Annotated in this window: 19 protein-coding genes; 4 read left to right on the forward strand and 15 right to left on the reverse strand. The window is 46.8% G+C overall.

Translation table 11 applies throughout. From position 1 onward, the window contains the following. Nucleotides 1-9: 9 nt before the first annotated feature. Genes DESAL_RS02990 through DESAL_RS03020 form a run of 7 tightly spaced genes read right to left on the reverse strand, consistent with a single transcriptional unit; the run spans nucleotide 10 to nucleotide 6,770 of the window. On the reverse strand, nucleotides 10-840 hold the full coding sequence (locus tag DESAL_RS02990) for an FAD/NAD(P)-binding protein (protein WP_015850481.1): 831 nt from the start codon (nucleotides 838-840) through the stop codon (nucleotides 10-12). Then, nucleotides 833-1,891, reverse strand: coding sequence for a 4Fe-4S dicluster domain-containing protein (locus DESAL_RS02995; RefSeq protein WP_015850482.1), 1,059 nt, complete (start codon nucleotides 1,889-1,891; stop codon nucleotides 833-835). The genes DESAL_RS02990 and DESAL_RS02995 overlap by 8 nt, the downstream gene beginning before the upstream one ends. Nucleotides 1,892-1,893: 2 nt before the next feature. Further along, on the reverse strand, nucleotides 1,894-2,853 hold the full coding sequence (locus tag DESAL_RS03000; RefSeq protein WP_015850483.1) for a 4Fe-4S dicluster domain-containing protein: 960 nt from the start codon (nucleotides 2,851-2,853) through the stop codon (nucleotides 1,894-1,896). Between the two features lie 30 nt (nucleotides 2,854-2,883). Then, entirely contained in the window at nucleotides 2,884-3,348 is a 465-nt protein-coding gene (locus tag DESAL_RS03005; RefSeq protein WP_015850484.1) for a hydrogenase iron-sulfur subunit, read from the reverse strand. After that, the gene (locus DESAL_RS03010; RefSeq protein WP_015850485.1) at nucleotides 3,336-5,294 is read right to left on the reverse strand and encodes a CoB--CoM heterodisulfide reductase iron-sulfur subunit A family protein; all 1,959 of its coding nucleotides are present in this window, start codon (nucleotides 5,292-5,294) and stop codon (nucleotides 3,336-3,338) included. The genes DESAL_RS03005 and DESAL_RS03010 overlap by 13 nt, the downstream gene beginning before the upstream one ends. A gap of 28 nt (nucleotides 5,295-5,322) precedes the next feature. Beyond that, complete coding sequence (locus DESAL_RS03015; RefSeq protein WP_015850486.1) at nucleotides 5,323-6,213, reverse strand: CoB--CoM heterodisulfide reductase iron-sulfur subunit B family protein; 891 nt, start codon at nucleotides 6,211-6,213, stop codon at nucleotides 5,323-5,325. Beyond that, nucleotides 6,210-6,770 (reverse strand): 4Fe-4S dicluster domain-containing protein, encoded by a 561-nt coding sequence (locus DESAL_RS03020; RefSeq protein ID WP_015850487.1) that lies wholly within the window; start codon nucleotides 6,768-6,770, stop codon nucleotides 6,210-6,212. The genes DESAL_RS03015 and DESAL_RS03020 overlap by 4 nt, the downstream gene beginning before the upstream one ends. Before the next feature lie 585 nt (nucleotides 6,771-7,355). Here DESAL_RS03020 and DESAL_RS03025 point away from each other — a divergent pair. Next, nucleotides 7,356-7,835: a cytochrome c family protein gene (locus DESAL_RS03025; RefSeq protein ID WP_041721608.1), complete on the forward strand. Its 480-nt coding sequence runs from the start codon at nucleotides 7,356-7,358 to the stop codon at nucleotides 7,833-7,835. Between the two features lie 10 nt (nucleotides 7,836-7,845). Then, complete coding sequence (locus DESAL_RS03030; protein WP_015850489.1) at nucleotides 7,846-9,849, forward strand: methyl-accepting chemotaxis protein; 2,004 nt, start codon at nucleotides 7,846-7,848, stop codon at nucleotides 9,847-9,849. A gap of 135 nt (nucleotides 9,850-9,984) precedes the next feature. Here the strand turns inward: DESAL_RS03030 and DESAL_RS03035 are convergent, their stop codons facing one another. From DESAL_RS03035 to DESAL_RS03065, 8 genes are all read right to left on the reverse strand, one after another. Then, nucleotides 9,985-11,841, reverse strand: a complete 1,857-nt coding sequence (locus tag DESAL_RS03035) for a carbamoyltransferase family protein (RefSeq protein WP_015850490.1) — start codon at nucleotides 11,839-11,841, stop codon at nucleotides 9,985-9,987. 9 nt (nucleotides 11,842-11,850) lie between these two features. Then, nucleotides 11,851-12,000, reverse strand: a complete 150-nt coding sequence (locus DESAL_RS20405; RefSeq protein ID WP_015850491.1) for a DUF5989 family protein — start codon at nucleotides 11,998-12,000, stop codon at nucleotides 11,851-11,853. 37 nt (nucleotides 12,001-12,037) lie between these two features. After that, nucleotides 12,038-12,430 carry an SxtJ family membrane protein gene (locus tag DESAL_RS03040; protein WP_015850492.1) on the reverse strand — a complete coding sequence of 131 codons (393 nt, stop codon included), beginning with the start codon at nucleotides 12,428-12,430 and terminating at the stop codon, nucleotides 12,038-12,040. Between the two features lie 26 nt (nucleotides 12,431-12,456). Then, nucleotides 12,457-13,662: a hypothetical protein gene (locus DESAL_RS03045; protein ID WP_015850493.1), complete on the reverse strand. Its 1,206-nt coding sequence runs from the start codon at nucleotides 13,660-13,662 to the stop codon at nucleotides 12,457-12,459. Nucleotides 13,663-13,982: 320 nt separating this feature from the next. Continuing rightward, the gene (locus DESAL_RS03050; RefSeq protein ID WP_015850494.1) at nucleotides 13,983-14,855 is read right to left on the reverse strand and encodes a class I SAM-dependent methyltransferase; all 873 of its coding nucleotides are present in this window, start codon (nucleotides 14,853-14,855) and stop codon (nucleotides 13,983-13,985) included. Between the two features lie 395 nt (nucleotides 14,856-15,250). Then, entirely contained in the window at nucleotides 15,251-15,670 is a 420-nt protein-coding gene (locus DESAL_RS03055; protein ID WP_015850495.1) for a hypothetical protein, read from the reverse strand. A gap of 70 nt (nucleotides 15,671-15,740) precedes the next feature. Further along, complete coding sequence (locus DESAL_RS20590) at nucleotides 15,741-16,811, reverse strand: OmpA family protein (RefSeq protein WP_015850496.1); 1,071 nt, start codon at nucleotides 16,809-16,811, stop codon at nucleotides 15,741-15,743. Nucleotides 16,812-16,913: 102 nt separating this feature from the next. After that, nucleotides 16,914-18,245: an L-cysteine desulfidase family protein gene (locus DESAL_RS03065; RefSeq protein ID WP_015850497.1), complete on the reverse strand. Its 1,332-nt coding sequence runs from the start codon at nucleotides 18,243-18,245 to the stop codon at nucleotides 16,914-16,916. 455 nt (nucleotides 18,246-18,700) lie between these two features. Between DESAL_RS03065 and rfaD the strand changes: the two genes are divergently transcribed. Together rfaD and DESAL_RS03075 are read left to right on the forward strand one after the other, a co-directional pair. After that, nucleotides 18,701-19,678 carry an ADP-glyceromanno-heptose 6-epimerase gene (gene rfaD, locus DESAL_RS03070; RefSeq protein WP_015850498.1) on the forward strand — a complete coding sequence of 326 codons (978 nt, stop codon included), beginning with the start codon at nucleotides 18,701-18,703 and terminating at the stop codon, nucleotides 19,676-19,678. Between the two features lie 110 nt (nucleotides 19,679-19,788). Further along, nucleotides 19,789-22,041 carry an LPS-assembly protein LptD gene (locus tag DESAL_RS03075; RefSeq protein ID WP_015850499.1) on the forward strand — a complete coding sequence of 751 codons (2,253 nt, stop codon included), beginning with the start codon at nucleotides 19,789-19,791 and terminating at the stop codon, nucleotides 22,039-22,041. The last annotated feature ends 122 nt before the right edge of the window (nucleotides 22,042-22,163 follow it).

Here is a 22,163-nt window from a genome sequence, read left to right on the forward strand (position 1 = left end):
ACCGGATAATTACATTTCGTTGGGCAGCTTTTTGAGCTGTTCGTATGTGTAGACGGGACCGTCCTGACATACGTAGCTGGTGCCGATGTTACAACGGCCGCAGATGCCAACGCCGCATTTCATGCGTTTTTCAAGGGTGGTTACAATCTGATCATCTTTGAAACCGAGCTTGGCGAGTGCCTGCACGGTAAATTTGATCATGATCGGAGGACCACAGGTAACTGCTACTGCGTTCTTCGGCTTCGGTGCGATATCCAGCAGCACGTTGGGGATCAGCCCTACGTTGTGCTCCCAGCCTTCGTATTCCGCATCAATGGTCAGATGGGTGTCGAGGTCGTCACGTTCCAGCCATTCGGGCAGCTCATACTGGTAAGCCATATCTACGGGAGTTCTTGCTCCGTAGAGCAGGGTTATCTTGCCGTAGTCCTTGCGGTTATCCAGCATGTAGTAGAGCAGGGTGCGCAGGGGCGCCATACCGATACCACCACCTACAAAGACGATATCTTTACCTTTCATGTCTTCGTAAGGGAAGTAGTTGCCCAGAGGTGCGCGTACGCCGATCTGGTCGCCTGCGCTCAGAGTGTGCAGTTTATCGGTCACTTCCCCGGTGCGCATTACGCTGAACTGCAGGTAGTCCATGCGGGTGGGGGAAGAGTTGATTACGAAAGTGGATTCACCGATACCGAAGGCGGACAGCTGTCCTACCTGACCGGGCTCAAAGGTGAATTTTTCTTTGTAACCGGGATCGTTAAAGGTCACCCGGAAAGTCATAATATTGGGAGTTTCCTGAATGACCTCCTGAATGGTGGCCATCGCAGGAAGATAAGGATTATTAGCCATTTGCTTTCTCCTTTGCTTCGTATGCAATAGCGTTCAGGACGATTTCACGGATGTCCACACCAACGGGGCAGCTTTTGATGCAGCGACCGCAACCGCAGCAGGAGATAACTCCGTCATGCAGGTCAGGGTAGTAGCTGAACTTGTGGCCGACCCTGTTTTTAAGGCGATGAGCCTTGGTGGGGCGGGGGTTGTGTCCGCTGGCCTCAAGGGTGAACTGGTTGGACATGCAGTTGTCCCAGCTTCTGATGCGCTCACCTTTGACTCCATCGGATTCGTCAGTGATGTTGAAACAGTAGCAGGTGGGACAGAGATAGGTGCATGCACCGCAGCTCAGGCATTTTGCAGACTGTGCTTCCCAGAAGTCCATGTCGTCGAAAGCTTCGAGAAGCTTTGCGGGAGCTTTGGAAAGGTCCTGTGCTTCGCCCATGGACTGGTCGGCATCTGCGCGGAACTTGTCTGCGTCAGCCTGTTTGGAACCGCCGTCTTCCAGCATGGAGCTGGAAAGCAGAGTTTCGCCGCGGTCGCTGACTGCTTCGAGGAAGTAGCCGCCGTCCACGGGAACCATGAGCACGTCAGATCCGGTGGGATCGGACGGGCCGGAACCAACCCAGTTACAGAAACAGGTGGTTTCACCTTTTTCACACGCGAGAGTGATGAAGAAGGTGTTTTCCCTGCGGGCTTTGTAATATACGTCAACGTGTTTTCCGTTCAGGTAAACACGGTCGAACATGGTGAATCCGCGAGCGTCACAGGGACGGCTGCCGAAAACAACCCAGGATGAATCAGGAATGGTTTCCTTAACATCAAGAGCTACTTTCTCGGGATTCTCAAGATCTTTGATGTGGCTGAATTCCACGAGGGTTTCACTCTGGGGGAAGCATGCCTTTTTCGGAGGGGCGGTTGCTTCACGTTCGATGTTGAAACCTTTCTTGGAGTCGTAGGGCTTGAAGACAATAGCATCACCCTCGTTACGGGGAGCAAGTATTTCGTGCTTCTGGCCCAGTTCTTCCAGCCATGCCGATACCTTGTCGGATTTGATGAATTTTGCCATGGCTACCACTCCTTCTCCTTGATGGTCGGTTCTTCAATTTTGAAGGTCTGCAGCGGCGGAGTTGCCTTAGGATCAAGACCGGCTTCGTAGTCGAAGACTTCTTTGATTTCCTTGTTGAACTTCTTCTTGAAGAGCAGGATGGGAATGTCTACCGGGCAGGCGCGCTGGCACTCACCGCATTCGGTGCAACGACCGGTGAGGTGGTAAGCGTGGATAACCTGGAACATCCACTTGTCGCGGACGTGGGCTTCCTGGCTCAGCCAGTGCGGATCGCGGGACTGCGCTACACAATGGTCGCGGCATACGCACATGGGGCATGCGTTACGGCAGGCGTAGCAGCGGATGCAGCGGTCCATTTCACCAAGCCAGAATGCGAATTTTTCTTCGGTGGACTTGGCTTCGAATTCTTCGAGATCTTTGTAGCCGTCTTCAAATGAAGCGGTAGCTTTGATCTCTTCACCGACAAACTGGTCGGAAAGAACTGCGTTGGGGTAGCGGCAGGTCTGGCATTTATCAGAGAGCATGTCTGCCAAGGGCAGTTTGTGCTCTTTGCCGTCTACGGTGAGCTTCACTTCAGAGTCGCTCAATTCGCAGGCTTCAACCTGTCCTACATCACCTACGGCGCGGCGGATCTTAACCTGATCCACAACACCGGTACAGCCGAAACCGAAGATGGTTACGTCTTCACGCTTGATGAGGTTTTCCTGCAGCAGTTCAACAACGGAACGGCTGTCGCAGCCTTTAACCACGATACCGACCTTTTTGCCCTTCAAAGAGGGCAGGTAGGTGGCAAGGTTGTGAACGCTAAGGGCGTCCACTTTCAATTTATCTACATCTGCTTCACTGCGCATGAAGTGCGGAGTGGCATGCAGAGGATCGAAGCTGTCTGTCCACCCGATGACCACATCAAGCTCAGACAGTCCGTCCTTAATTTGCTTTTTAAGATCTTCCAGATTTTTCACTCTGTTTCTCCTTGCGTGGAACAACCCTTACTAGAGGGAAGCTTCCATCAATTTGAGTGTCTCCTCGGCTTCGGGACCCTCGATCTTTTGGGCCGGGCCGAGTTTGTGAATCTGTTCGGTGAACTTGGTCACAACTTCCTGCCAGCGCTGGCCTTCTGATGCGGAAACCCAGGTGTAGTCGAAACGCTCAGGCTCGATTCCGAGCATGGTGATGAACCTTTTGAGCATTTCCAGCCTGCGGCGGGCATAGAAGTTACCTTCAGCGTAGTGGCAGTCGTTGGGGTGACAACCGGACACGAGCACTCCGTCCGCTCCGGACATGAGTGTCTTCACAATAAACAGAGGATCAATCCTGCCTGAACAGGGGACCTTAATGATTCTCAGGTCAGTCGGCTGGGTGAATCTACCTACACCGGCGGTATCAGCTCCACCGTAGGAGCACCAGTTGCAGAGAAAACCGACGATTCTGAGTTCTTTACCTTCTAGAACCGGCATACTGCGTTAACCTCCGCAAGAATCTGATTGTCAGTGAAGTGCTGGAGCTGGATTGCACCCTGAGGACAGGTGGATGTGCAGATACCGCAGCCCTGACAAATTGTTTCAATCACATCAGCTTTGGGCTGTCCGCGGAAGTCTATTTCTTTAATAGCTCCGAAGGGGCATGTGCTGATGCATTTGCCGCAACCGATGCAGCGTTTGATATCAACTACAGAAACCGCGGGGTCACTTTCCAGCTGGTCCTTGGCGAACATGGCTAGAACCTTTGCCGCAGCTGCACTACCCTGTGCAACAGAGGAAGGAATGTCTTTGGGACCCTGACATGAACCGGCGAGGAATACACCGGCAGTGTTGGTTTCAACAGGTTTGAGTTTGGGGTGGCCTTCCATGAAGAAACCGTATGCATCGTAGGAGATGCGCAGTTTCTTAGCGAGGTCGGAAGCGCCGTGTGCGGATTCAGCACCGACTGCGAGGACAACGAGGTCCGCGTCAATTTCGACCTGATCGCCCATGAGGGTGTCGGCACCGCGTACAACGAGCTTGTCACCTTTGGGGTAGACCATGGACACGCGGCCACGGATGTACCTTGCTTCGTATTCTTCCTGCGCTCTGCGGGTGAATTCGTCGAACATCTTACCCGGGGAACGGATGTCCATGTAGAATACGTAGGACTGTGAATCCGGGCAGTGGTCTTTGGTCAGGATGGCCTGCTTTGCGGTGTACATGCAGCAGAAGCCGGAGCAGTATGGACGCCCGATGGATTTATCACGGGAGCCTACGCACTGAATGAAGACCACGTTCTTGGGTTCCTTGCCATCGGAAGGACGTTTGATGTGTCCCTCAGTGGGGCCGGAAGCGGAGAGCATGCGCTCGTACTGCAGGGAGGTGATTACGTCGGGGTACTGGCCTCCGCCGTATTCGCTGTATACAGTCCAGTCTACGAGGTCGAAACCGGTAGCCGCAACAACTGCGCCCACTTCTTCGACTACAAACTCATCTACCTGATCGTAAACGATGGCTTCAGAGGGGCAGACCTTGGCGCAGACGCCGCATTTATCGCGTTTGATTTTGATGCAGAAGTTGGGATCAATAACCGCTTTCTTGGGGATTGCCTGAGGAAAGGGGATGTTGATCGCTGTGGTTTTACCCAGTTCTTCGTCAAAGGGGTTGTCAGCCTTCTTGCTGGGGCATTTTTCCATGCAGATACCGCAACCGGTACATTTATCCCAGTCAACATAGGTGGCTTTTCTTTTTACTTTAACGGAGAAGTTACCCACATAACCGTTTACTTCTTCAATCTCGGCGCAAGCGTAGAGAGTGATGTTGGGATGCTGGGCAACGTCAACCATGCGGGGTCCGAGGATACAACTGGAGCAGTCCACTGTGGGGAAAGTCTTATCCAGTTTAGCCATCTTACCGCCGATGGAGGAGGTCTTTTCAACAAGGATAACTTCGAGGCCGCCGTCAGCGCAGTCAAGGGCTGCCTGAATACCTGCAACACCGCCGCCAACAATCATAACCTTTTTGTTCATGTCAAAGTATTTGGCATGGAGAGGTTTGTTGTTGAGCAGTTTAGCCGCTGCCATACGAACAAGGTCAACTGACTTGTTGGTGTTGGCTTCGCGGTCGCGGCCGATCCAGGAAACGTGTTCCCTGATGTTGGCCATCTCGAAGAGGTAGCGGTTAAGGCCGGCTCTTTCGAGGGTTTTGCGGAAGGTGGGTTCGTGCATTCTGGGTGTACAGGATGCTACGACCACGCCGTCGAGTTTATGTTCCTTGATTGCTTCTATGATCTCGTCCTGTCCGGGTTCGGAGCAGGCGTACATTGTATCAGTTGCGAAAACAACACCGGGGAATTCCCGTGCGGCTGCTGCAACGGCAGCGGTATCCACGGTACCTTCGATGTTAGTCCCGCAATGGCAGACAAAAACTCCAATTTTCATTTAAGTCTTCTCCTTAGCAGGGTTTCCGCTATTTCTTTTCTTCTTTGCCGATGGCATCGATAGCTTTACGGGGGCTCACGCAGAGCTTGTCCATTCCCAGTTCTTTTTCACTCATGCCGAGGGCGAGGCCCATGAGCTGGGTGTAATAGAAGATGGGCAGGTTGTGCTTGGCACCTGTTGCAGAGTTGACCTGAGACTGGCGCAGGTCAAGGTTCATCTGGCACAGGGGGCAGGCGGTGACCAGTGCGTCAACACCGAGATCATCTGCCACATCAAGCAGCTTGCCGGACAGGTTCATGACCACATCCTTGCGGGGGATACCGAAGGAAGCACCGCAGCATTCTACCTTTAAAGGAAAGGGCAGAACTGTTGCGCCCATGGCTTTCATGATGTTGTCCATGGCCATGGGGTGCTCGGGGTCATCGAAGTTCATTACTTCCGGGGGACGGTTCATTATGCAGCCATAGTATGCTGCAACTTTGAGTCCCTTGAGCGGTTTGATGGTGCTCTTTTTCAGTGCGTCGAGACCGAGGTCTTCAACGAGAATCTGAAGCACGGATTTGGTGGAGACACCGCCGTTGTAGGGATTGTCCAGCAGTTTGTTGACCTTCTCGCGCATCTCGTCTTTTTGCATACGATGTTCTGCGGTCTTGAGGTTGGTCAGACAACTGGGGCAAGGGGTAATTGCGGTGTCCAGATCCATTTTCTCTACCAGCTGTAAGTTGCGGGCGGAGAGTGCGCTGGAAAGTGTGTGGTCCACGGTGTGAGCCGGGGTGGAACCGCAACAGCTCCAGTCGGGGATGTCGGTGAGCCGGATTCCCAGCTTTTCACAGACAGCCCGGGTGGACATGTCATATTCCATGGATGTTCCTGCGCCGGAACATCCGGGATAGTAGGCATATGTTAAGGAATCACTCATTTGTGGGACTCCTCTTGGAATCTTTTGAAGATTTTCTTGATTTCATCCTTGCCCTGAATCTCGTGGGGTTTGAAATGCATCTTGCCCTTGGGCAGTACTTTCGGTCCCAGATCAATGTCAGTCCAGAAGCGTCCTGTTTTGGCTACATAAGCCGCGAGCAGGCCGATTTCGAACACTCTTCCGTTGTTTTCAACGGAATCTAGGAAGCTGTCCCAGAATTTCTTGACCGTGGGTACAGGAGCATATCCTTCCCTGCGGGCCATGTGGCGCAGCACATCCATGATGTGAGCCACGTCGATGTTGTTAGGGCACCTTGTGGTGCAGGATTCACAGGTTGCGCAAAGCCAGAGTGACTTGCACTTGAGCACGGTTTCTTTCTGCCCTGCCTGAACCATACGCATGATTCTGCTTACTGGGATGTCGTACGCAAATGTGTACGGACATCCGGCGGTACAGTTACCGCACTGGTAGCAAAGGGAGACATTCTGTCCGCTTTCCTTTTCTACCTGTTTCACAAAATCGGCATCGTAAGTCTTAGTAATATTTACTATTCCCATAAATGAGTAGCCGCCTTTCCGCTTAAAAAGTCCGGTGGAGCGGACCTTTAGTTTCCGTAGATTGGCTTAAAGATTATTGACAGAGTATGGATTCTTAAGAGGAGGTATTCTGCCAGAAGAACTATGAATTCTGCAAGCGATAATAACGTGTTTCACGATGGTTTCTTTTATAGATGACTACTCAAGGGCATTAGATGGTGAATAGTTGAACAATCTTCTCCTGTTCTTAACGAATGACCTAAAACGGTAGTGGATACTATTTTTATGCAGCACAAACGTCTTGTTGTAAAAAATAGACTAAAATGAAGAGTAGGATTTTGGTGATATCTGTCTCTTTTCATGAAGCGGTGTTTTGAGAGAGTTTATAATGTAGATAGTTATCTAATATATTGTTTCATTTTTACAACAAAGAGTGACTTTAATGTTAAATTCCACTTCACTTCCATATAAAAACAAGATAGTTAAATCAGTGCACATATATATAATTAGCCATAATTTTTTTGGTAATTAGGTCTCAGTATTTGCGGAAGTGGTGTCTGGGGTTAGGTTTTGAAGGATGCGGACTATCAAGACAACGGGGTTATTATGGTAGAAAGAGGTTTTGCCGTGCGGATTGGGGTGATTCTGGCGGTAATTACAGTTTTCAGCTGTTCGTTGGCCGGATATGGGATTACGGATTCAGCGACTTATGTAGGTTCTGAGGCATGTGAAGAGTGCCATGAGGTGGAATACAACAACTATAAGAAATTTTCCAAAAAGGCCCACTCCAGCAAAAGCGTGAAGATCATGGCTTCAGATCTTGATGCTGACGAGCTTAAGGAGTGTTTCACATGCCATGCTACCGGGTATGGAAAACCCGGCGGATTCGTTTCTTTTGAACAAACTCCCCATCTTGCAGATGCAGGATGTGAGGTTTGCCATGGTCCGGGATCTCTTCATGCTGAAGACGGCGATCCGGAGCTGATCAAGAGGAAGATGACCATTGAGGAGTGTGAAGTCTGCCACAATGCAGAACGGGTCAACAATTTTAATTACAAGCCGCTGATTTTCGGCGGAGCTCACTAGGGGGGTCGTTATGAAATTTATTAAGACTTCCCTTGGTAACAAGGTCATGGTGCTGACCTCATTGCTCACTGCTACGGCTTTTATTGTTCTGTTTCTGGCAAACTCTTTCTGGCAGCGCACCACCATGATGGAAGAGATTGAACGGAACGCATACAAAACTGCGGATATGTTGCAGCTGGCCATCCGCGAGCCTATGGCCAAGGGTGATAACAGGGGTACTACTGAAAAGTTTGCTACTGTTTCAAAAAAATATTCAGATGTTGCCATTTACCTGACCAACTTTAAGGGAAATGTCACTTATTCCACTAACACAGGGGACATACGTTCCGACATCAAAAATGTAATTCGCGATAAGGATATTAATACCCTTGTCGGGCAAAGCCTTAAGAAAAACCTCAAGAGCGGCCTTCTTTCTGAAATAGGTGGCAAAGAGGTTTTTGTTGAAGTTGAAACCATCCAGAATGAGAAGGCTTGTTATCACTGTCACGGCAGGAAGCAGCCCGTGCTCGGAACTCTGGTCATGGTGCAGGATGTTTCTCCTCAATTTGCAACATTTCATGAGTCCCAGTTCAAAGGGGCTGCGCTTTCATTCGGTGGCTTTGTCTCCCTGCTGGCCGCTCTTCTGTTCTTCATGCGCAGATCAATTGTGAAGCGCATCCAGATTATCTCCGGTGCTACCAGTGATTTTGCCAAGGGCAATCTCGACGCTCAATTTGCAGTGAACAGCAGTGATGAGCTCGGGTCTCTCGGGGATCATCTCGGCGAAATGGCCCGTCAGATCAAAGACCAGCTGGTTTATAACCGCGGTGTACTTAACGGTATTACCGTGCCCATGATCGTTACTGACGGTGATAGCAAAATTGATTTCGTTAACGCACCCATGCGTGACATCCTCAACAAACCTGAAGATGTTCTTATAGGAATGGATGTAGGCGACTTTTTCAGGGTTGAAGGAAAGTCTCTGACTCAAGAGGCTATTTCTTCAAGTGATTGCCCTGAAGGTCTTCTGAGGTTCAACCGTGAAGATGGTGTTGAGTTCCCGTTGCGCTATCAGGTCTGTCCGCTGCTTAATGCTGAGGAAGAGACTGTTGGTGCTATCGCGGTAATGGTCGACCTTACCGAAGAGGAAGCCAGCCGCAAGCACATTGAGCAGCAGCAGGAATCTTTGCTTGAAGTGGCCAATGAGGTTACCGAAGTTTCCAAGGCTTTGCTTTCCTACACCACTGAGCTTTCACAGCAGATGAATGAGTTGACTGCCGGTGTTGATACCACTGCCATGCAGACCGGACAGGTTGCAACCGCAATGGAAGAAATGAATGCCACTGTGCTTGAAGTTGCCCAGAATACCGGGGAAACAGCTGAAGCCTCCGACAGGGCCAACTCCGTTGCCCGCGACGGTGGAAAGGTAGTCAGCAACACAGTGTCAGAGATTCATATTGTAACTGAAACCACGGATAAACTCTCCGATATGCTCGCCGACCTTTCGGAGCGGGCCATCAATATCGGCGAAGTAATGTCTGTTATTAATGATATTGCCGACCAGACCAACCTGCTGGCCCTGAACGCAGCCATTGAAGCGGCCCGTGCCGGTGAAGCAGGACGTGGTTTCGCAGTTGTCGCTGACGAAGTTCGTAAGCTCGCTGAGAAGACCATGGGCGCAACCAATGAGGTTGAGAGCGCAATCACACTCATTCAGCAGTCCACCGATAAGGTTGTCTCCGAGATGAGCGGGGTTCGCGGCAGGGTTGAAAATACCGTGCAGATGGCGGAAGGAGCAGGCGGCGTACTCAGCCAGATCGTCAGTGAGAGTGAAACTATTGCCGATATGGTCCGGGCCATTGCCACCGCAGCAGAGCAGCAGACTGCAACCAGTGATGAAATTAACAACAGCGTCACTGAGATCAACGGGCTTTCGCAGGCTCTGTCCGACGGTATCCAGAATGCCAACTCCAACATTCAGGAAGTAGCTGAAATGGCTCAAAAGCTGAGCCAGCTGGTGGAAAGATTCAAGTAGTATTCACCATTAAAGCAATTAAAAGTCCCCTCCCGCTGGTGCGAGAGGGGACTTTTTTATAGTGGCGTATGAGAAAATAAAAACCCCTGAAAGAAATACTTTCAGGGGTTTTTGTTACTTGAATTGGTATCGCGATTAGTCCAGCTCGAACTGCTTAGTCCAATCAACACCATCTTCCCATTTGGGTTGTTCTTCCTTGATAAAGAGGAAATCACCAACAACCAGAGCGTCCATGTTTGTTCTCATGAAGCAAACATATGCATCATGGGGAGTACAAACAATAGGTTCACCTCTGACGTTAAAACTGGTGTTGACTACTACTCCGCAGTCTTCTTTCTCACTGAATGTGTTAATCAATTCCCAATAGCGAGGGTTGGTCTTCTTGCTTACGGATTGGACGCGGGCAGAAAAGTCAACATGGGTAATAGCTGGAAGATCAGAGCGTTCCTGATAAAGACGTTCATACATGGGCATTTCATGATAATTGTCGGGGATAGGCTTACGCATATCCTCAACAACGGGTGCAACTACCAGCATGTAGGGAGAATCTCCTTCCATCTCAAAGTATCGTGAAACCTGCTCTTCTAAAACAGAAGGCGCAAATGGCCTGAAACCTTCTCTGAATTTAATTTTCAGATTAAGCTTTTTCTGCATTTCAGGGTGGCGGGGGTCACCGATAATTGAACGTCCACCGAGGGCTCTGGGGCCGAATTCCATGCGTCCCTGAAACCACCCGATAGCTTTGCCTTCGGTCATGAGGTCAGTCACTTTGGAGCACAGCTCTTTAAACGAATCATGTTTGTGGAATGGAGCTTTCTGACGTTTAGCCATGCGCAATATGTCTTGCTCTGAAAACTCAGGTCCAAGATAGGCGCCGCGCATAGAGTCGTCAGGATTCGCTACTCGTTTATTTCCGAGCCAGATGTGATGCGCAGCTAAGGCCGCTCCCAGAGAGCCTCCAGCATCACCTGATGCAGGCTGAATCCAGATTTTATCGAATATTTTGCTGCGAATTAATTTACCGTTTGCAACGCAGTTAAGCGCAACCCCGCCAGCCATAACAAGGTTTCGAGAGTTGGTAAGCTTTTTGGCTGCCTTGGCAAGGGCAAACACAATCTCTTCGGTAGCTTCCTGGACGGCATAAGCGAGGTCCATATATTCCTGTTGGATTTCAGTTTCCGGCTCACGGGCAGGGATTCCAAATAAAGCTTCCCATTTAGCTTTTTTGAACATGGTCAGCTCTGTGGCGTAACTGAAATAATCCATATTCAACAGTAGGGAGCCATCGGACTTAAGGTCTACCAGATTATCAAAGATGGCTTTTTTCCACTCTTTGATCTTCGGGCTCTGGGAGTTCCCGTATGGGGCCAGTCCCATCAGTTTATACTCACCTGAATTGACTTTAAATCCGCAGAAAGCTGTTGCAGCTGAATAGAAAAGTCCTACAGAGTGAGGGAACTGAAGTTCTTTCAGTACTGTGATATCGTTGCCTTCACCCTTACTGATTGTGGTCGTTGCCCATTCTCCAACTCCGTCAACGGTGAGAATTGCTGCTTCCTGAAATGGAGAAGGGTAAAAGGCACTGGCTCCGTGAGACAAATGGTGCTCAGGGAAGAGTAATTTGGCTGAAGTTGGGCCGATTTTAGCAAGTTCTTCGTTGATCATCCGGCGCATAAAGAGTTTTTCTTTAATCCATACTGGAATTGCAGAAACAAAACTTTTAAGGCCCGTAGGTGCAAAACCATTGTAGGTTTCAAGCAATCTTTCGAACTTGAGAAGTGGTTTGTCGTAAAATGCGACAGCTTTAACCTCAGAAAGGCTATAACCGGATTCTTCAAGAACGTATTTAATAGCATTTATAGGAAATGATTCATCATGCTTAATGCGCGTAAACCGCTCTTCCTGAGCTGCTGCAACTATTTCCCCATCAACCATGATTACGGCAGCAGAATCATGGTAGTAGGCTGATATTCCGAGTATTACTTCGTGCATAGTGGAGCCTTAGAAAACAGTATAAATAAATGGGGCGATAGCCGAACCACTTGTAAGGACAACCAGTGACCCAAAAAGGAGTAGGGTAACAATGATAGGAATCAACCAAAATTTCTTACGTTTAGAAAAAAATCCGAAAAGGTCTTTTAAAAAGTTCATATTATCTCCTGAATATTATCGCTATTAGTCAGTAGGACTAAAAGGGATCTTCAATTTCTTCTGAATTATATTTATGGTTTCTGGTGACAAAAGCGGATTCGTCCTTTGCTTTCCATTTTTTCAACAGCATCGGATCATGTCCAAAAAGACGTCTAAGAATAGCTAAGGGAGTCACCACAACAAAAAAAACAAGAGTTAAAATTACTTTAGACATAAAGCTTCCCAGTAATTGAGAGAAGGTAAGCCAAAGTTTTGCGGGGTACTTAAAGGCCATACTCCATGTCATGTTCACGATAAGAAGGCCGCCTGCCCCAAAAATCCAGTTCCAGTCTTTGTAGACAAAGCCGACAATTAGGCAAATTAGTACCATTGCCATTCCGGTGTCTGATGCTTCTTTTTTGCCTACTATTATTTTATTGGGCTCGCTCATATTTATCTCCAAAATTTAATCAAAAACTATTGTTTGCGGATATTACCGGACGCATTAATTTCAGCAATGAATTTATTCAAGGCTTCACCTAGTACAGTGTAACCTTTCTGATTTAAGTGGCCCACATCTACTGGTCCGTGCAGCATTTCATGTTTTGCTGCTTTTCTTAGATAAGGAAGCGTATCGAAATAAAGAAGGTTTTGGTTTTGCGCAATTTCTTGCACAGAATTTTCAACCTGTTGAGCAATTCTCATAGCTTCATCTACATTAACTTTATTACCGGTCCTGTCGCCAATCACCAAATCAGATTCATATTCATAGCACTCCAGAACAGAAGGAACGTATACTACATAGAAAATGGTGTCCGGGTAATTGTTTTTCAAGAATATTAAAGATTGCTCAAATATATATAATCCAAGTTTAATTTCATTCTGAGTTAAGTTTAAGGTTAACATGTCAAGACGCGGAAAATTTGGTTTTACTGTAGTGTCAGTGAGTTTAATTATATTTGCATCTTGGTAAGGCCAGTCATGTTTTGAATTGTCTTCACTTTTTGCTCCTGCGAAAGAAGCTGCAGCACTGTTTATTTTTGCAAACAGAATTCTAGTCATATAAGTAAGTGAAGGTGACCATTTCACAATGCTGTATGATTTTTCACTTTCTACAAAAGAAGCGAGAAAATTTTGAAAGTATTCTGGATCATTAACTTTAGAAATATCATAACCTTTGTAGCTGACTTCCATTCTGGTCATGTTATCTCGAAGATCATTTCCAGCGTAGAAATAGACAAGGCATTGTTTCGGTGCAGAAAGAGGTAGCCCGGAAAAGTGCGAGGCATAATCCAAAGTATCTACGAACTGGGCAACAGCTTTAGGGTTGTCCGCTCCTGAACGTCCGAAGCTAACAACATCATAACCACTTAAATCGTGGAGGATGTGTGCAGCGTTAAACGGTGAATTCTTGGTCTTATCAGCCTCCAGTAACCAGTCTCCTTTACCCTGAGCATAAGAATCTCCAATTATTCCAATGTAATCATTTTGAGGAATAAGATCCTTTTTCGAAGATTGTGCAAAGACTCTTAGCGGACGCTCAACAAATTCATGTCTGTTGAGAGGGAGGTTCGATAATATGCCGTTAAAAACAAATTTATCAATTAACCAGCAGCAGACTAGTATGCTGACAAGAATTAAAATGGTGTTAATAGAAAAGTTTTTTATTTTATTATAGTTCATTGTGAATCGAAATACTAAAATTACATGTGCTTAGGCTTAAGAATTAATTAGTTGTAAGCCCCGCCTCTTGTTTTTTACAGGTTCTTAATAGAAGAATAAAGGCCTATCAAGTTCTTTATCGTATAGGGGGCCGGTAATTTAATCTTGAAGGTGGACTTCGTAATTATTGTCATGGAATGACTTCGTAACACGCATAGATATCAAATAAAAGGTGACAACTCTTATATGAGTTGCCACCTTTGAATTATTACTAGTAATTTACAGAAGATATATTAGAAAAGCAGGTAATGAAAGATTAGTTAATCTCTATAGTTAAATGCTTAGGCAGAATATGGAATTGAAACCTTGTTTTTGGCTGATGCCGGATAAAGAGCAGGTTTTTTAGTGTGCGATGGATAAAGAGATTGACTTATCTTTGAGTAGCACTTTCTCCTGAAATTTTTACGTTTACTTTTGGACGGTATGAAACTGGATAAGAGGTGGCTGGCAGATTTTGCTATCCGAGCCAACTGGTTAAGCTCGTTTCCACGCTTATATAATGTCAGCAAAAGTTCAGGGTGCGTCACTTTCAAGTTCAATTTAGTATCGAAGTCGTAATCATCGAATAAGGAATCGATTATTTCTTTAGTGGTAAAAACAAAGATGTTTTGTCTGTAGTGATCAACAACTAAAGCATCATCCCAAACTAAAGGACGTATAATATCCAAGGGGAAGTATCCCTTTCGCTTGAATTTTTCCGCCCAATATTCAGGCCATTGCTCATTTACATGAGAAACTCCGCCTTGATACGGCACTGCTGCGGAAAACAGAATTACATCAGAAAAAGATGTTAGGGCATCGACAAAATAATCAGCCTTGTCTGCTTCCAGATGTTCAGCAACTTCTAGACTGATTGCGAGGTCATATTTTTTGTTTATTTTGGATGCAAAGTCAGAAGACAGGTCAGAAGGTATAAAAGAATCCGCAGGGATACGCAGTAACTTTTTGTTTACATAATCTCCATCCAGTCCCAATACCTCGGTAAAGCCATTCTCGGCGCAAATGGAAAGCCATGTTCCCACTCCGCACCCGGCGTCAATTGCACTTTTTAAGTCAGGGAAAAGCGACAATAAAATAGGAATCACACGCTGTGCAGAAAGGGCACTTGCGTCTGCTTGGCCAAGATAAAACTCATCACTATAACTGTCTTCCATGGTACGCTCCAAAAGTATAGAAAATTTCAGAGGGAACCTAACCGTAAGTAATCTAAATATCAAGCGCTCGTATATTTTTAATACTACTAAAACTGTTATGTTTTTGAGCACTGGATTTTGTCAGCCATGGTAAGCCTTTTTTATATTGGGGTAAATATGCTGTTGTGTCTTCCAATGTGTGGGAGGTTCGCGGTACAAAGTCAAAGGAGAGCAAAGTCTTTTGTATAATTTTATGTAGTTTCTTTTGGTAAATACGGCTTTGCGGGCACAGTTATTGTTGCCGCTGAAGAAACCGTGGCGCTATATACTTTTTGTTTTAGGATCATAGGTATACAGCAAGTCAAAATAGTTTAATGACTTGGCCTTTTTTTTAACATATTCTGATGAGGCTATCTCTATCTCCAGCCCTTACCTGCATTACTGAAAATTTCCGTAATTCTAATATTCTTCACGGGTTTAAACTTATTTGCCCGCGCTTCCTGAGGGGTTTTACCGGTGCTTTCATAGATTGTTTCTATGTACTTGAGCAGGCCGACCATTCCTTTGCTTTTTTTGCTGGTCTTTTTAACTTTGCAGGTGATGGTATCGGGTGAAATCGCGTGGTATCTGGCGAGGTAGGTCCCGTCTTTTTGGAGTAAAACTTCCATACGACTGAAGCCTTTGATGTGGCTTTTGTTCAGCTTGACAACCCAGCCTATGGCGAAATTTGTAAAGGTATCCAGTTCTTCCTTGGTGCCGGGCTGTGAGCCGTATGCTGCTGAGCAAAGCAGCATAGTGATAAAAACAGATGTTAAAATTTTACTGGCAAGTCTCATGGGGTTCTCCAAATTGCGAAAAGGGTGGAAAGATAAATCTTTCCACCCTCTTTTAATGCTTATGCGGCTTTTAGTCTTCTACGTCGATTTCAACGCGGCGGTTAAGCTTGCGTCCTTCTTTAGTCTTGTTGTCGTACTTGGGATTCATTTCGCCGTACCCCTTAACTTCCAGACGCTTAGGAGCAATACCGTTGGCTGCAAGCCAGTCTGCAACAGATTTGGCTCTGCGCTCGGAGAGGCCCTGGTTGTATGCTTCGGAGCCGGAGGAGTCAGTGTGACCGCCGACCAGAACCTTAAGGTTCGGGAATTCTTCAAGCATGGTTGCAGCTTCAGTCAGTGCCGGAACCATTTCATCAGTGATCTGGTATTTGTCGAAACCGAAGTTGAAATTACGGAAAACGATTTTTTCCTGAACCGGAACAACCGGAACTACAACTTCTTCAACAACTTCAACGATCAGTTCTTCTTCCTGAGTATAGAAGACGTCCTGTGCGAACTTATCCAGAACTGCTTTATCAGCAAGGGCACTAGCATCAACATAAACGCCGCAAGGAGTGAGGCTTGCGAGACGCTTCAGGTTAGCTTTACCGCGTGCGGTGTCGGCTACACTGATGATGTGCAGGCAGAAACGGTCGCCGTAAGTCTTTGCCATATCGGAGACTACAAGCGCAGGGTTGCGGCCGGAGTTGGTCAGGCCGTCGGAAACAAAAATCACTGCGAATTTGCCGCCCCAGTTTTTAACAACGCCGTTAAGGTCGGAAAATCCGGTTCCAATCGGGGTGGACTGGAAGAAAGGCAGGTCACTGGGAACGGATGCGATTCCTTTAGCCATAGCTGCTCTGGTGAACATGGACTTAGGGGAATATGTTGCAAAGTCGGGCATTGCGTAAAGAGCAGAGTCGTAGCCCAGCTCGGGAACAACATTGTTGAGTCTCTTCAGAGCGTTGAGTCCGGCAATAATTTTGGGATTGCCGGTGGAATCATATGTCTGAGACATAGATGGTGAAGTATCAACAAAATATGCGAAAGCATCGACTTTGGGTTTAAGAACGATTCTGGACTCAGCAGAGGCCATGGAGCCGAAGGCCAGAAGAGCGGCTAAGGCAACAGTCAGGATTAATGAAACTTTTCTTTTGAACATTATGAAAGTCCTCCGGTATGTTGGTTAACGGTTTTAGTTAGAATTTATACTCTCTCAAAATTAAGGCATTGGCTGGTCTTAATCAATAGTTTTGTATTATTTTTATGGTCTTTTTAATTTTTCAGTTCCCGCGAAGTGTTTTTCAAGCATGATTTTAAGAATGGTTCTGTCGGTGTCGATCATGCCCTGTGTGCTCAAGGTGCCTATGTTTTGCATGGTCTGCTCTGGTGAGCTGCCGATAATACCGTCTGTGGAATGTACATTTACTCCATGAATGGCAAAAAGGGCGGCTTGAACCGCTGTTCCGGCCGCAGTCGCCAGTTTTAAAGCACATCCGCATTTGGCCCCGTCACAGATAATTCCTGCAAGATCCTCGGTGAGGTTTGTGATGGCTCCCGCCATTTGAGGCGGGGTTCCGCCCATGAGATAGGTGATCCCGGCGGTGGCTCCTGCTCCTGCTGCGACAGAGCATCCGCATACAGCGGATAACCTTCCTGTCTGGGCTTTTACATATGCGGTTACAAGGTGACTGAGAGCAATGGCCTCCAGCATGGTTTTCTCGGAGCAATCCACGAATTCACTTACAGCATAAATGGGCAGAATTGCGGTCAGGCCGTGGTTTCCCGATCCGCCTGAACTCATTGCCGGGAGTTTGATGCCTCCCATACGAGCATCAGATGCAGCTGAAGTTATGGTTCGGGCGGCAAGAATCATATCTCTGTTAAGGATTTTCATGCGGGCCAGCTTTTCAAAGGTAGCCCCTACTGCCAGACCAGAACCGTGTTTGAGTCCGTAATCAGCAAGGCGCATGTTGTAAGTGATTCCTTCTTTAAGGAATGTGAAATCCTGCTCGTCGAGATCGTTGATCATGTCTACGAGGTCGTCGAGGGACAGAGTCTTGATGAAATCCTCAAGTTTGGAAACATCCGCCTTTTGTGCCTGCTGTTTTTTGACCAGAGTAGAGTCCTTTACAGGTTCTCCATTGAGGGTCAGGGAAATGATGTTGTCATGTACACCTTCGATGGTTGTTTCAACATGATCGGAACCGAAGGTAAGCAGAGCGCGGACATAGATGCCATGCCTGTTCTCAAGCAGATTCACTGTTACAGGATTTTTGTCTTTGTATTTGCAGGCTTCTTTGGCGCTTTCTTCGTCAAGGGGTTCAAGAACTTCAAGTCCGAGTGCCGGATCGCCATAAAGTGCGCCCAAAGCTGCTGCGGTATCCAGTCCGTTTAATCCGCCAGTTCCGGGGATGATTACAGCCAGTCCGTTTTTGTAGATATTCGGGTCAACCCAGACTTCGATTTTATCCGGTCTTTTGTCCGGAATTACTGAAGCTGCAGCAGCAGTGGCAAGAGCTATTGCGACAGGTTCGGTGCAGCCCAGTGCAGGGGAAACTTCAAGATGGAGGATTTCTTTTACAGAGTATTTCATGACAATCCTTTGACTTCTCATGTTAGTTTAATGTTGAGGTCTAAGTCAGCTTGGATAAGTAAGCTTCGTATGTAAATAAAGTCTAGAAATAATCATAATAAATGTTTGTGGTTAAATAACGATAACATTAAAATACAATTAAGCAAGATTAAAAACAAGAAGTATAAAGTTGAATTGTGCTAAAGATGGAACGGTGGATGTTTAAATATGTTTTAAATTGATGTGTACAACATAACTTCATCTATATCTAAGTTGTCTTTTGTTTAAAAACTGAGCTTTTTGTGCATCAGCTGATGTTAAGAGAAATTTATTGCGTTTGTATTTGTGTAAATAAGGTCTTTTAACTTAAATGTAGTTGAAAAGTGTCAGAAAAATAAGTAACATCCGGCAACTTGTATTGTGTGATAGTGCTAATAGATGTTTATATCTGCTTAAAATAGCTGGAGAAACTATATATGTATATTGTAACTGGCGGAGCCGGTTTTATCGGCAGTGCCATGGTTTGGAAATTAAACCAGATGGGAATCGACGATATCCTGATTGTCGATAACCTTGCTAAGACTGATAAATGGAAAAATTTAGTCAATCTGCGCTACGAGGATTACATTCACAGGGATCAGTTTTTCAAGTTCATTCTTGAAGGTGACGATCCCTTTAAAACTGATGCTGTAATCCACATGGGTGCCTGTTCTTCAACCACGGAACAGGATGCGGACTTTCTCATGGAGAACAACTACCGCTATACCCAGATGCTTTGTCGCTTCTGCCTCCAGCATGACGTGCGTTTTATCAATGCTTCCAGCGCCGCCACCTACGGTGACGGACAGTTCGGATTTGATGACGACCATGAAGGCATTGATCGTCTCAAACCTATGAACATGTACGGGTACTCCAAACAGCTTTTCGACCTTTGGGCCAAGCGCGGCGGAGTGCTGGATAAGCTGGTCAGCCTCAAATTTTTCAATGTATTCGGACCTAACGAATACCATAAAGACGATATGAAGAGTGTTATCTGCAAGGCTTTTCACCAGATAGGTGAAACCGAAGAGATGAAGCTTTTCAAATCCTACAAGCCGGAATATCCCCACGGCGGCCAGAAGCGCGACTTTGTTTATATTAAAGATTGCGTTGACGTTATGTGGTGGTTCCTGCAGAACCCGCAGGCTAACGGTATCTTCAATATCGGTACCGGTCAGGCTCGCGAATGGAATGAACTTGCACGTTCTGTTTTCGCCGCGATGGATGTTGAACCGAACATCAGCTACATCGAGATGCCGGAAACAATTCGTGACAAGTACCAGTATTTCACTCAGGCCAATATGAGCAAGCTGGTGGAAGCTGGCTATGATAAGCCGTTTACTTCGCTGGAAGATGCGGCGAAAGATTATGTGCAGAATTATCTGGCTCAGGAAGATCCTTATCTCAAGAGTTAATTGTTAATCCGGTTAGCCGGGACAGTTTGAATATTAAAGGGCAGGTTGTTTTGAAATCCAGGTTCGTCATCTTTGTAGTTTTACTTCTCCTTTGTCTGCCGTGCGCTTCAATGGCACAGCAACAGATGACCGTGCCCATGACCGATAATAATGGCGTGGAGCAGAAGGGTGAGCAGTGGAAGTTTGCCGCAGATAAACTTGTTGTGGAAAGCGACAGCGAATACCTTCAGGCTTACGGGGATGTAACCCTTCGTAGTGGTGATAACTACATCAAGGCTGATTTTGCCCGTTTTTATCAGGCTACCAAGTGGATTTATCTGCGTGGTAATGTGAAAGCGCAGATCAAGGGCGACTTTTACGATGCGGCTGAAGCTGAATTCGACCTGAACAATATGGTCGGATGGCTGAAAAAAGGCCGCGTTTTTGTTGCCAAGCCCCATGTTTATTTTGAAAGTGAATTCATTGAAAAGCATAACGGAGCCACTTACAGCTTCAAGGATGTAAAAGTGACCGCTTGTGAGGGTGAGAATCCTCTTTGGTCATTTGAATCCGGTGAGGGTGATATCACCATCAACGGTTATGCCCGCCTCTGGCACTCCAAGTTCAAAGTTAAGGGTGTCCCGGTTATGTACACTCCTTACATGGAACTTCCGGTTCAGCGTGAGCGCCAGTCCGGTATCCTTGATCCTGAAATCGGTAACTCAAACCGTCTCGGAAACAGGTTCAACCTGCCGTTTTACTGGGCTATCAATGATGAAATGGACATGACTTTCTATCCGGAATACCTGAGCAAACGTGGTTTCAGGCCCGGTGTGGAATTCCGTCATTCTGAAGATGTAAATACCAAAGGATCATGGCGTGCTGACTGGTTGTACGACAGTAAAAGCTACAACAACGCCAATGACGCAAGTTATTCCTTCAGTGACAGCATGATCAGGCCCAACCAGAACCGCTGGTGGATCAGATCTAAATACAACGGATATCTCGGTAATCCTGACTGGCAGACCATCTTTGATATGGACCTCGTATCCGATCAGGATTATCTGCGCGAATTTCGTTCCGGCTCCAATGGTTATGAAGCTACCCGTGATTCCTTTCTTGATGAATTCGGGCGTGACATAGCCACCGCCGATGCCAATGAAAGAACCAGTACCGCCCTTATCGCCAGAAGCTGGGATAATTACTCTGTTTCGGCAATGGCGCAGTACACGGAAAACCTGCTTTACCGTAATGATAACGCTCCTTCCACCAAGGACCCGACTCTTCAGACAATGCCGCAGCTTTCCGCTTACGCATTCAAGAATAATTTCTTCGGGACTCCCATCGAGTGGGAAGGTGAATTTCAATCAAGTTATTTCTGGCGCGAATACGGCACAACCGGTGGACGTATCGACATCAAGCCTTCATTCAGCATGCCTGTGCGTGCCGGTGGAATTACCTTTATTCCTTATGCAGGTGTAAGGGCCACCAACTATCTGGGAACTTCTTTCCAGAATTCTACTTCTGAAGGCAGTCACGATTCTACTCAGTTCCGCTTGCTGGCTGATGCCGGAATCAGTGCGGCTACAGATTTTTATCGCGTATTTGATCTGGAGTCCGCTCCTGTTGTCACCGAGGAAAACGTCGGACAGTCCGGCTGGACCCGCATGAAACATAATGTGATTCCGCGTTTGGAATATTCATGGGTTCAGGATGACTCTGCGTCACAGACCAAGTTGCCTTACTTTGATTCCCGTGACCGCATTTCTGAGCAGAACGATGTTGTATTCTCTCTGACCAACGTTTTTGACCGCAACCGCGCAACAGTGGTTATGGATGCTGACGGTAATCCGGTTCTTGAAAATGACTATCTTGAGTTCCTGCGGGTTCGCCTGGAACAGGGCTATGACATTGACGAAGAAAACCGTTCCATAGAACTCAGTGAGTATGAACGCCGTCCCTTCTCTGACTTCATGGCCGAGATTATTGTTACTCCCTATAATTTCGTAAACCTTACTTCCAGAACATGGCTTTCCCCATATCTGGGTGATGTCACCGAGCATGAAAATATTCTGAAGCTCTTTTATGATGAATATGCGGAATTCTCTCTCGGGTACGATTACCTGCGCAAGATTGATGAATATAAACGCCAGCAGGACACAGATATGCAGATCATCAGCTACGGTATGAAAGCCAAGCTGCCTTGGAATCTGCGGATCGGCGGTAAATTCAGAACTGATCTTAATTCTGATCGCGACCTTGAGAAAACCGCAACCATTGGTTGGAGTCATCAGTGCTTTTCCTTGGATTTCGTTGCTTCCAAGACCACTGTTGATGAACGTTACGGCGTGAACTTTAACCTCATCGATATGGGCGGATTCTAGTCTATATTTTCGACAAAACTTACCGGGCCCCCCGTCTACTGATGTGTAGACGGGGGGCCTTGCTTATTGTAATCTCAGAATTATAAATTTTGACTTACATAGATAAATAAAAATACCAGATA

The sequence above is a fragment of the Maridesulfovibrio salexigens DSM 2638 genome (assembly GCF_000023445.1).
GTDB classification, from domain to species: Bacteria; Desulfobacterota; Desulfovibrionia; order Desulfovibrionales; family Desulfovibrionaceae; genus Maridesulfovibrio; species Maridesulfovibrio salexigens.

Excerpts from the sequence above, each read along its gene's own strand:
- DESAL_RS02990 (WP_015850481.1), bottom strand. The coding sequence starts at position 840 with ATGGCTAATAATCCTTATCTTCCTGCGATGGCCACCATTCAGGAGGTC.
- DESAL_RS02995 (WP_015850482.1), bottom strand. The coding sequence starts at position 1,891 with ATGGCAAAATTCATCAAATCCGACAAGGTATCGGCATGGCTGGAAGAA.
- DESAL_RS03005 (WP_015850484.1), bottom strand. The coding sequence starts at position 3,348 with ATGCCGGTTCTAGAAGGTAAAGAACTCAGAATCGTCGGTTTTCTCTGC.
- DESAL_RS03010 (WP_015850485.1), bottom strand. The coding sequence starts at position 5,294 with ATGAAAATTGGAGTTTTTGTCTGCCATTGCGGGACTAACATCGAAGGT.
- DESAL_RS03015 (WP_015850486.1), bottom strand. The coding sequence starts at position 6,213 with ATGAGTGATTCCTTAACATATGCCTACTATCCCGGATGTTCCGGCGCA.
- DESAL_RS03020 (WP_015850487.1), bottom strand. The coding sequence starts at position 6,770 with ATGGGAATAGTAAATATTACTAAGACTTACGATGCCGATTTTGTGAAA.
- DESAL_RS03025 (WP_041721608.1), top strand. The coding sequence starts at position 7,356 with ATGGTAGAAAGAGGTTTTGCCGTGCGGATTGGGGTGATTCTGGCGGTA.
- DESAL_RS03030 (WP_015850489.1), top strand. The coding sequence starts at position 7,846 with ATGAAATTTATTAAGACTTCCCTTGGTAACAAGGTCATGGTGCTGACC.
- DESAL_RS03035 (WP_015850490.1), bottom strand. The coding sequence starts at position 11,841 with ATGCACGAAGTAATACTCGGAATATCAGCCTACTACCATGATTCTGCT.
- DESAL_RS20405 (WP_015850491.1), bottom strand. The coding sequence starts at position 12,000 with ATGAACTTTTTAAAAGACCTTTTCGGATTTTTTTCTAAACGTAAGAAA.
- DESAL_RS03040 (WP_015850492.1), bottom strand. The coding sequence starts at position 12,430 with ATGAGCGAGCCCAATAAAATAATAGTAGGCAAAAAAGAAGCATCAGAC.
- DESAL_RS03045 (WP_015850493.1), bottom strand. The coding sequence starts at position 13,662 with ATGAACTATAATAAAATAAAAAACTTTTCTATTAACACCATTTTAATT.
- DESAL_RS03050 (WP_015850494.1), bottom strand. The coding sequence starts at position 14,855 with ATGGAAGACAGTTATAGTGATGAGTTTTATCTTGGCCAAGCAGACGCA.
- DESAL_RS03055 (WP_015850495.1), bottom strand. The coding sequence starts at position 15,670 with ATGAGACTTGCCAGTAAAATTTTAACATCTGTTTTTATCACTATGCTG.
- DESAL_RS20590 (WP_015850496.1), bottom strand. The coding sequence starts at position 16,811 with ATGTTCAAAAGAAAAGTTTCATTAATCCTGACTGTTGCCTTAGCCGCT.
- DESAL_RS03065 (WP_015850497.1), bottom strand. The coding sequence starts at position 18,245 with ATGAAATACTCTGTAAAAGAAATCCTCCATCTTGAAGTTTCCCCTGCA.
- rfaD (WP_015850498.1), top strand. The coding sequence starts at position 18,701 with ATGTATATTGTAACTGGCGGAGCCGGTTTTATCGGCAGTGCCATGGTT.
- DESAL_RS03075 (WP_015850499.1), top strand. The coding sequence starts at position 19,789 with ATGGCACAGCAACAGATGACCGTGCCCATGACCGATAATAATGGCGTG.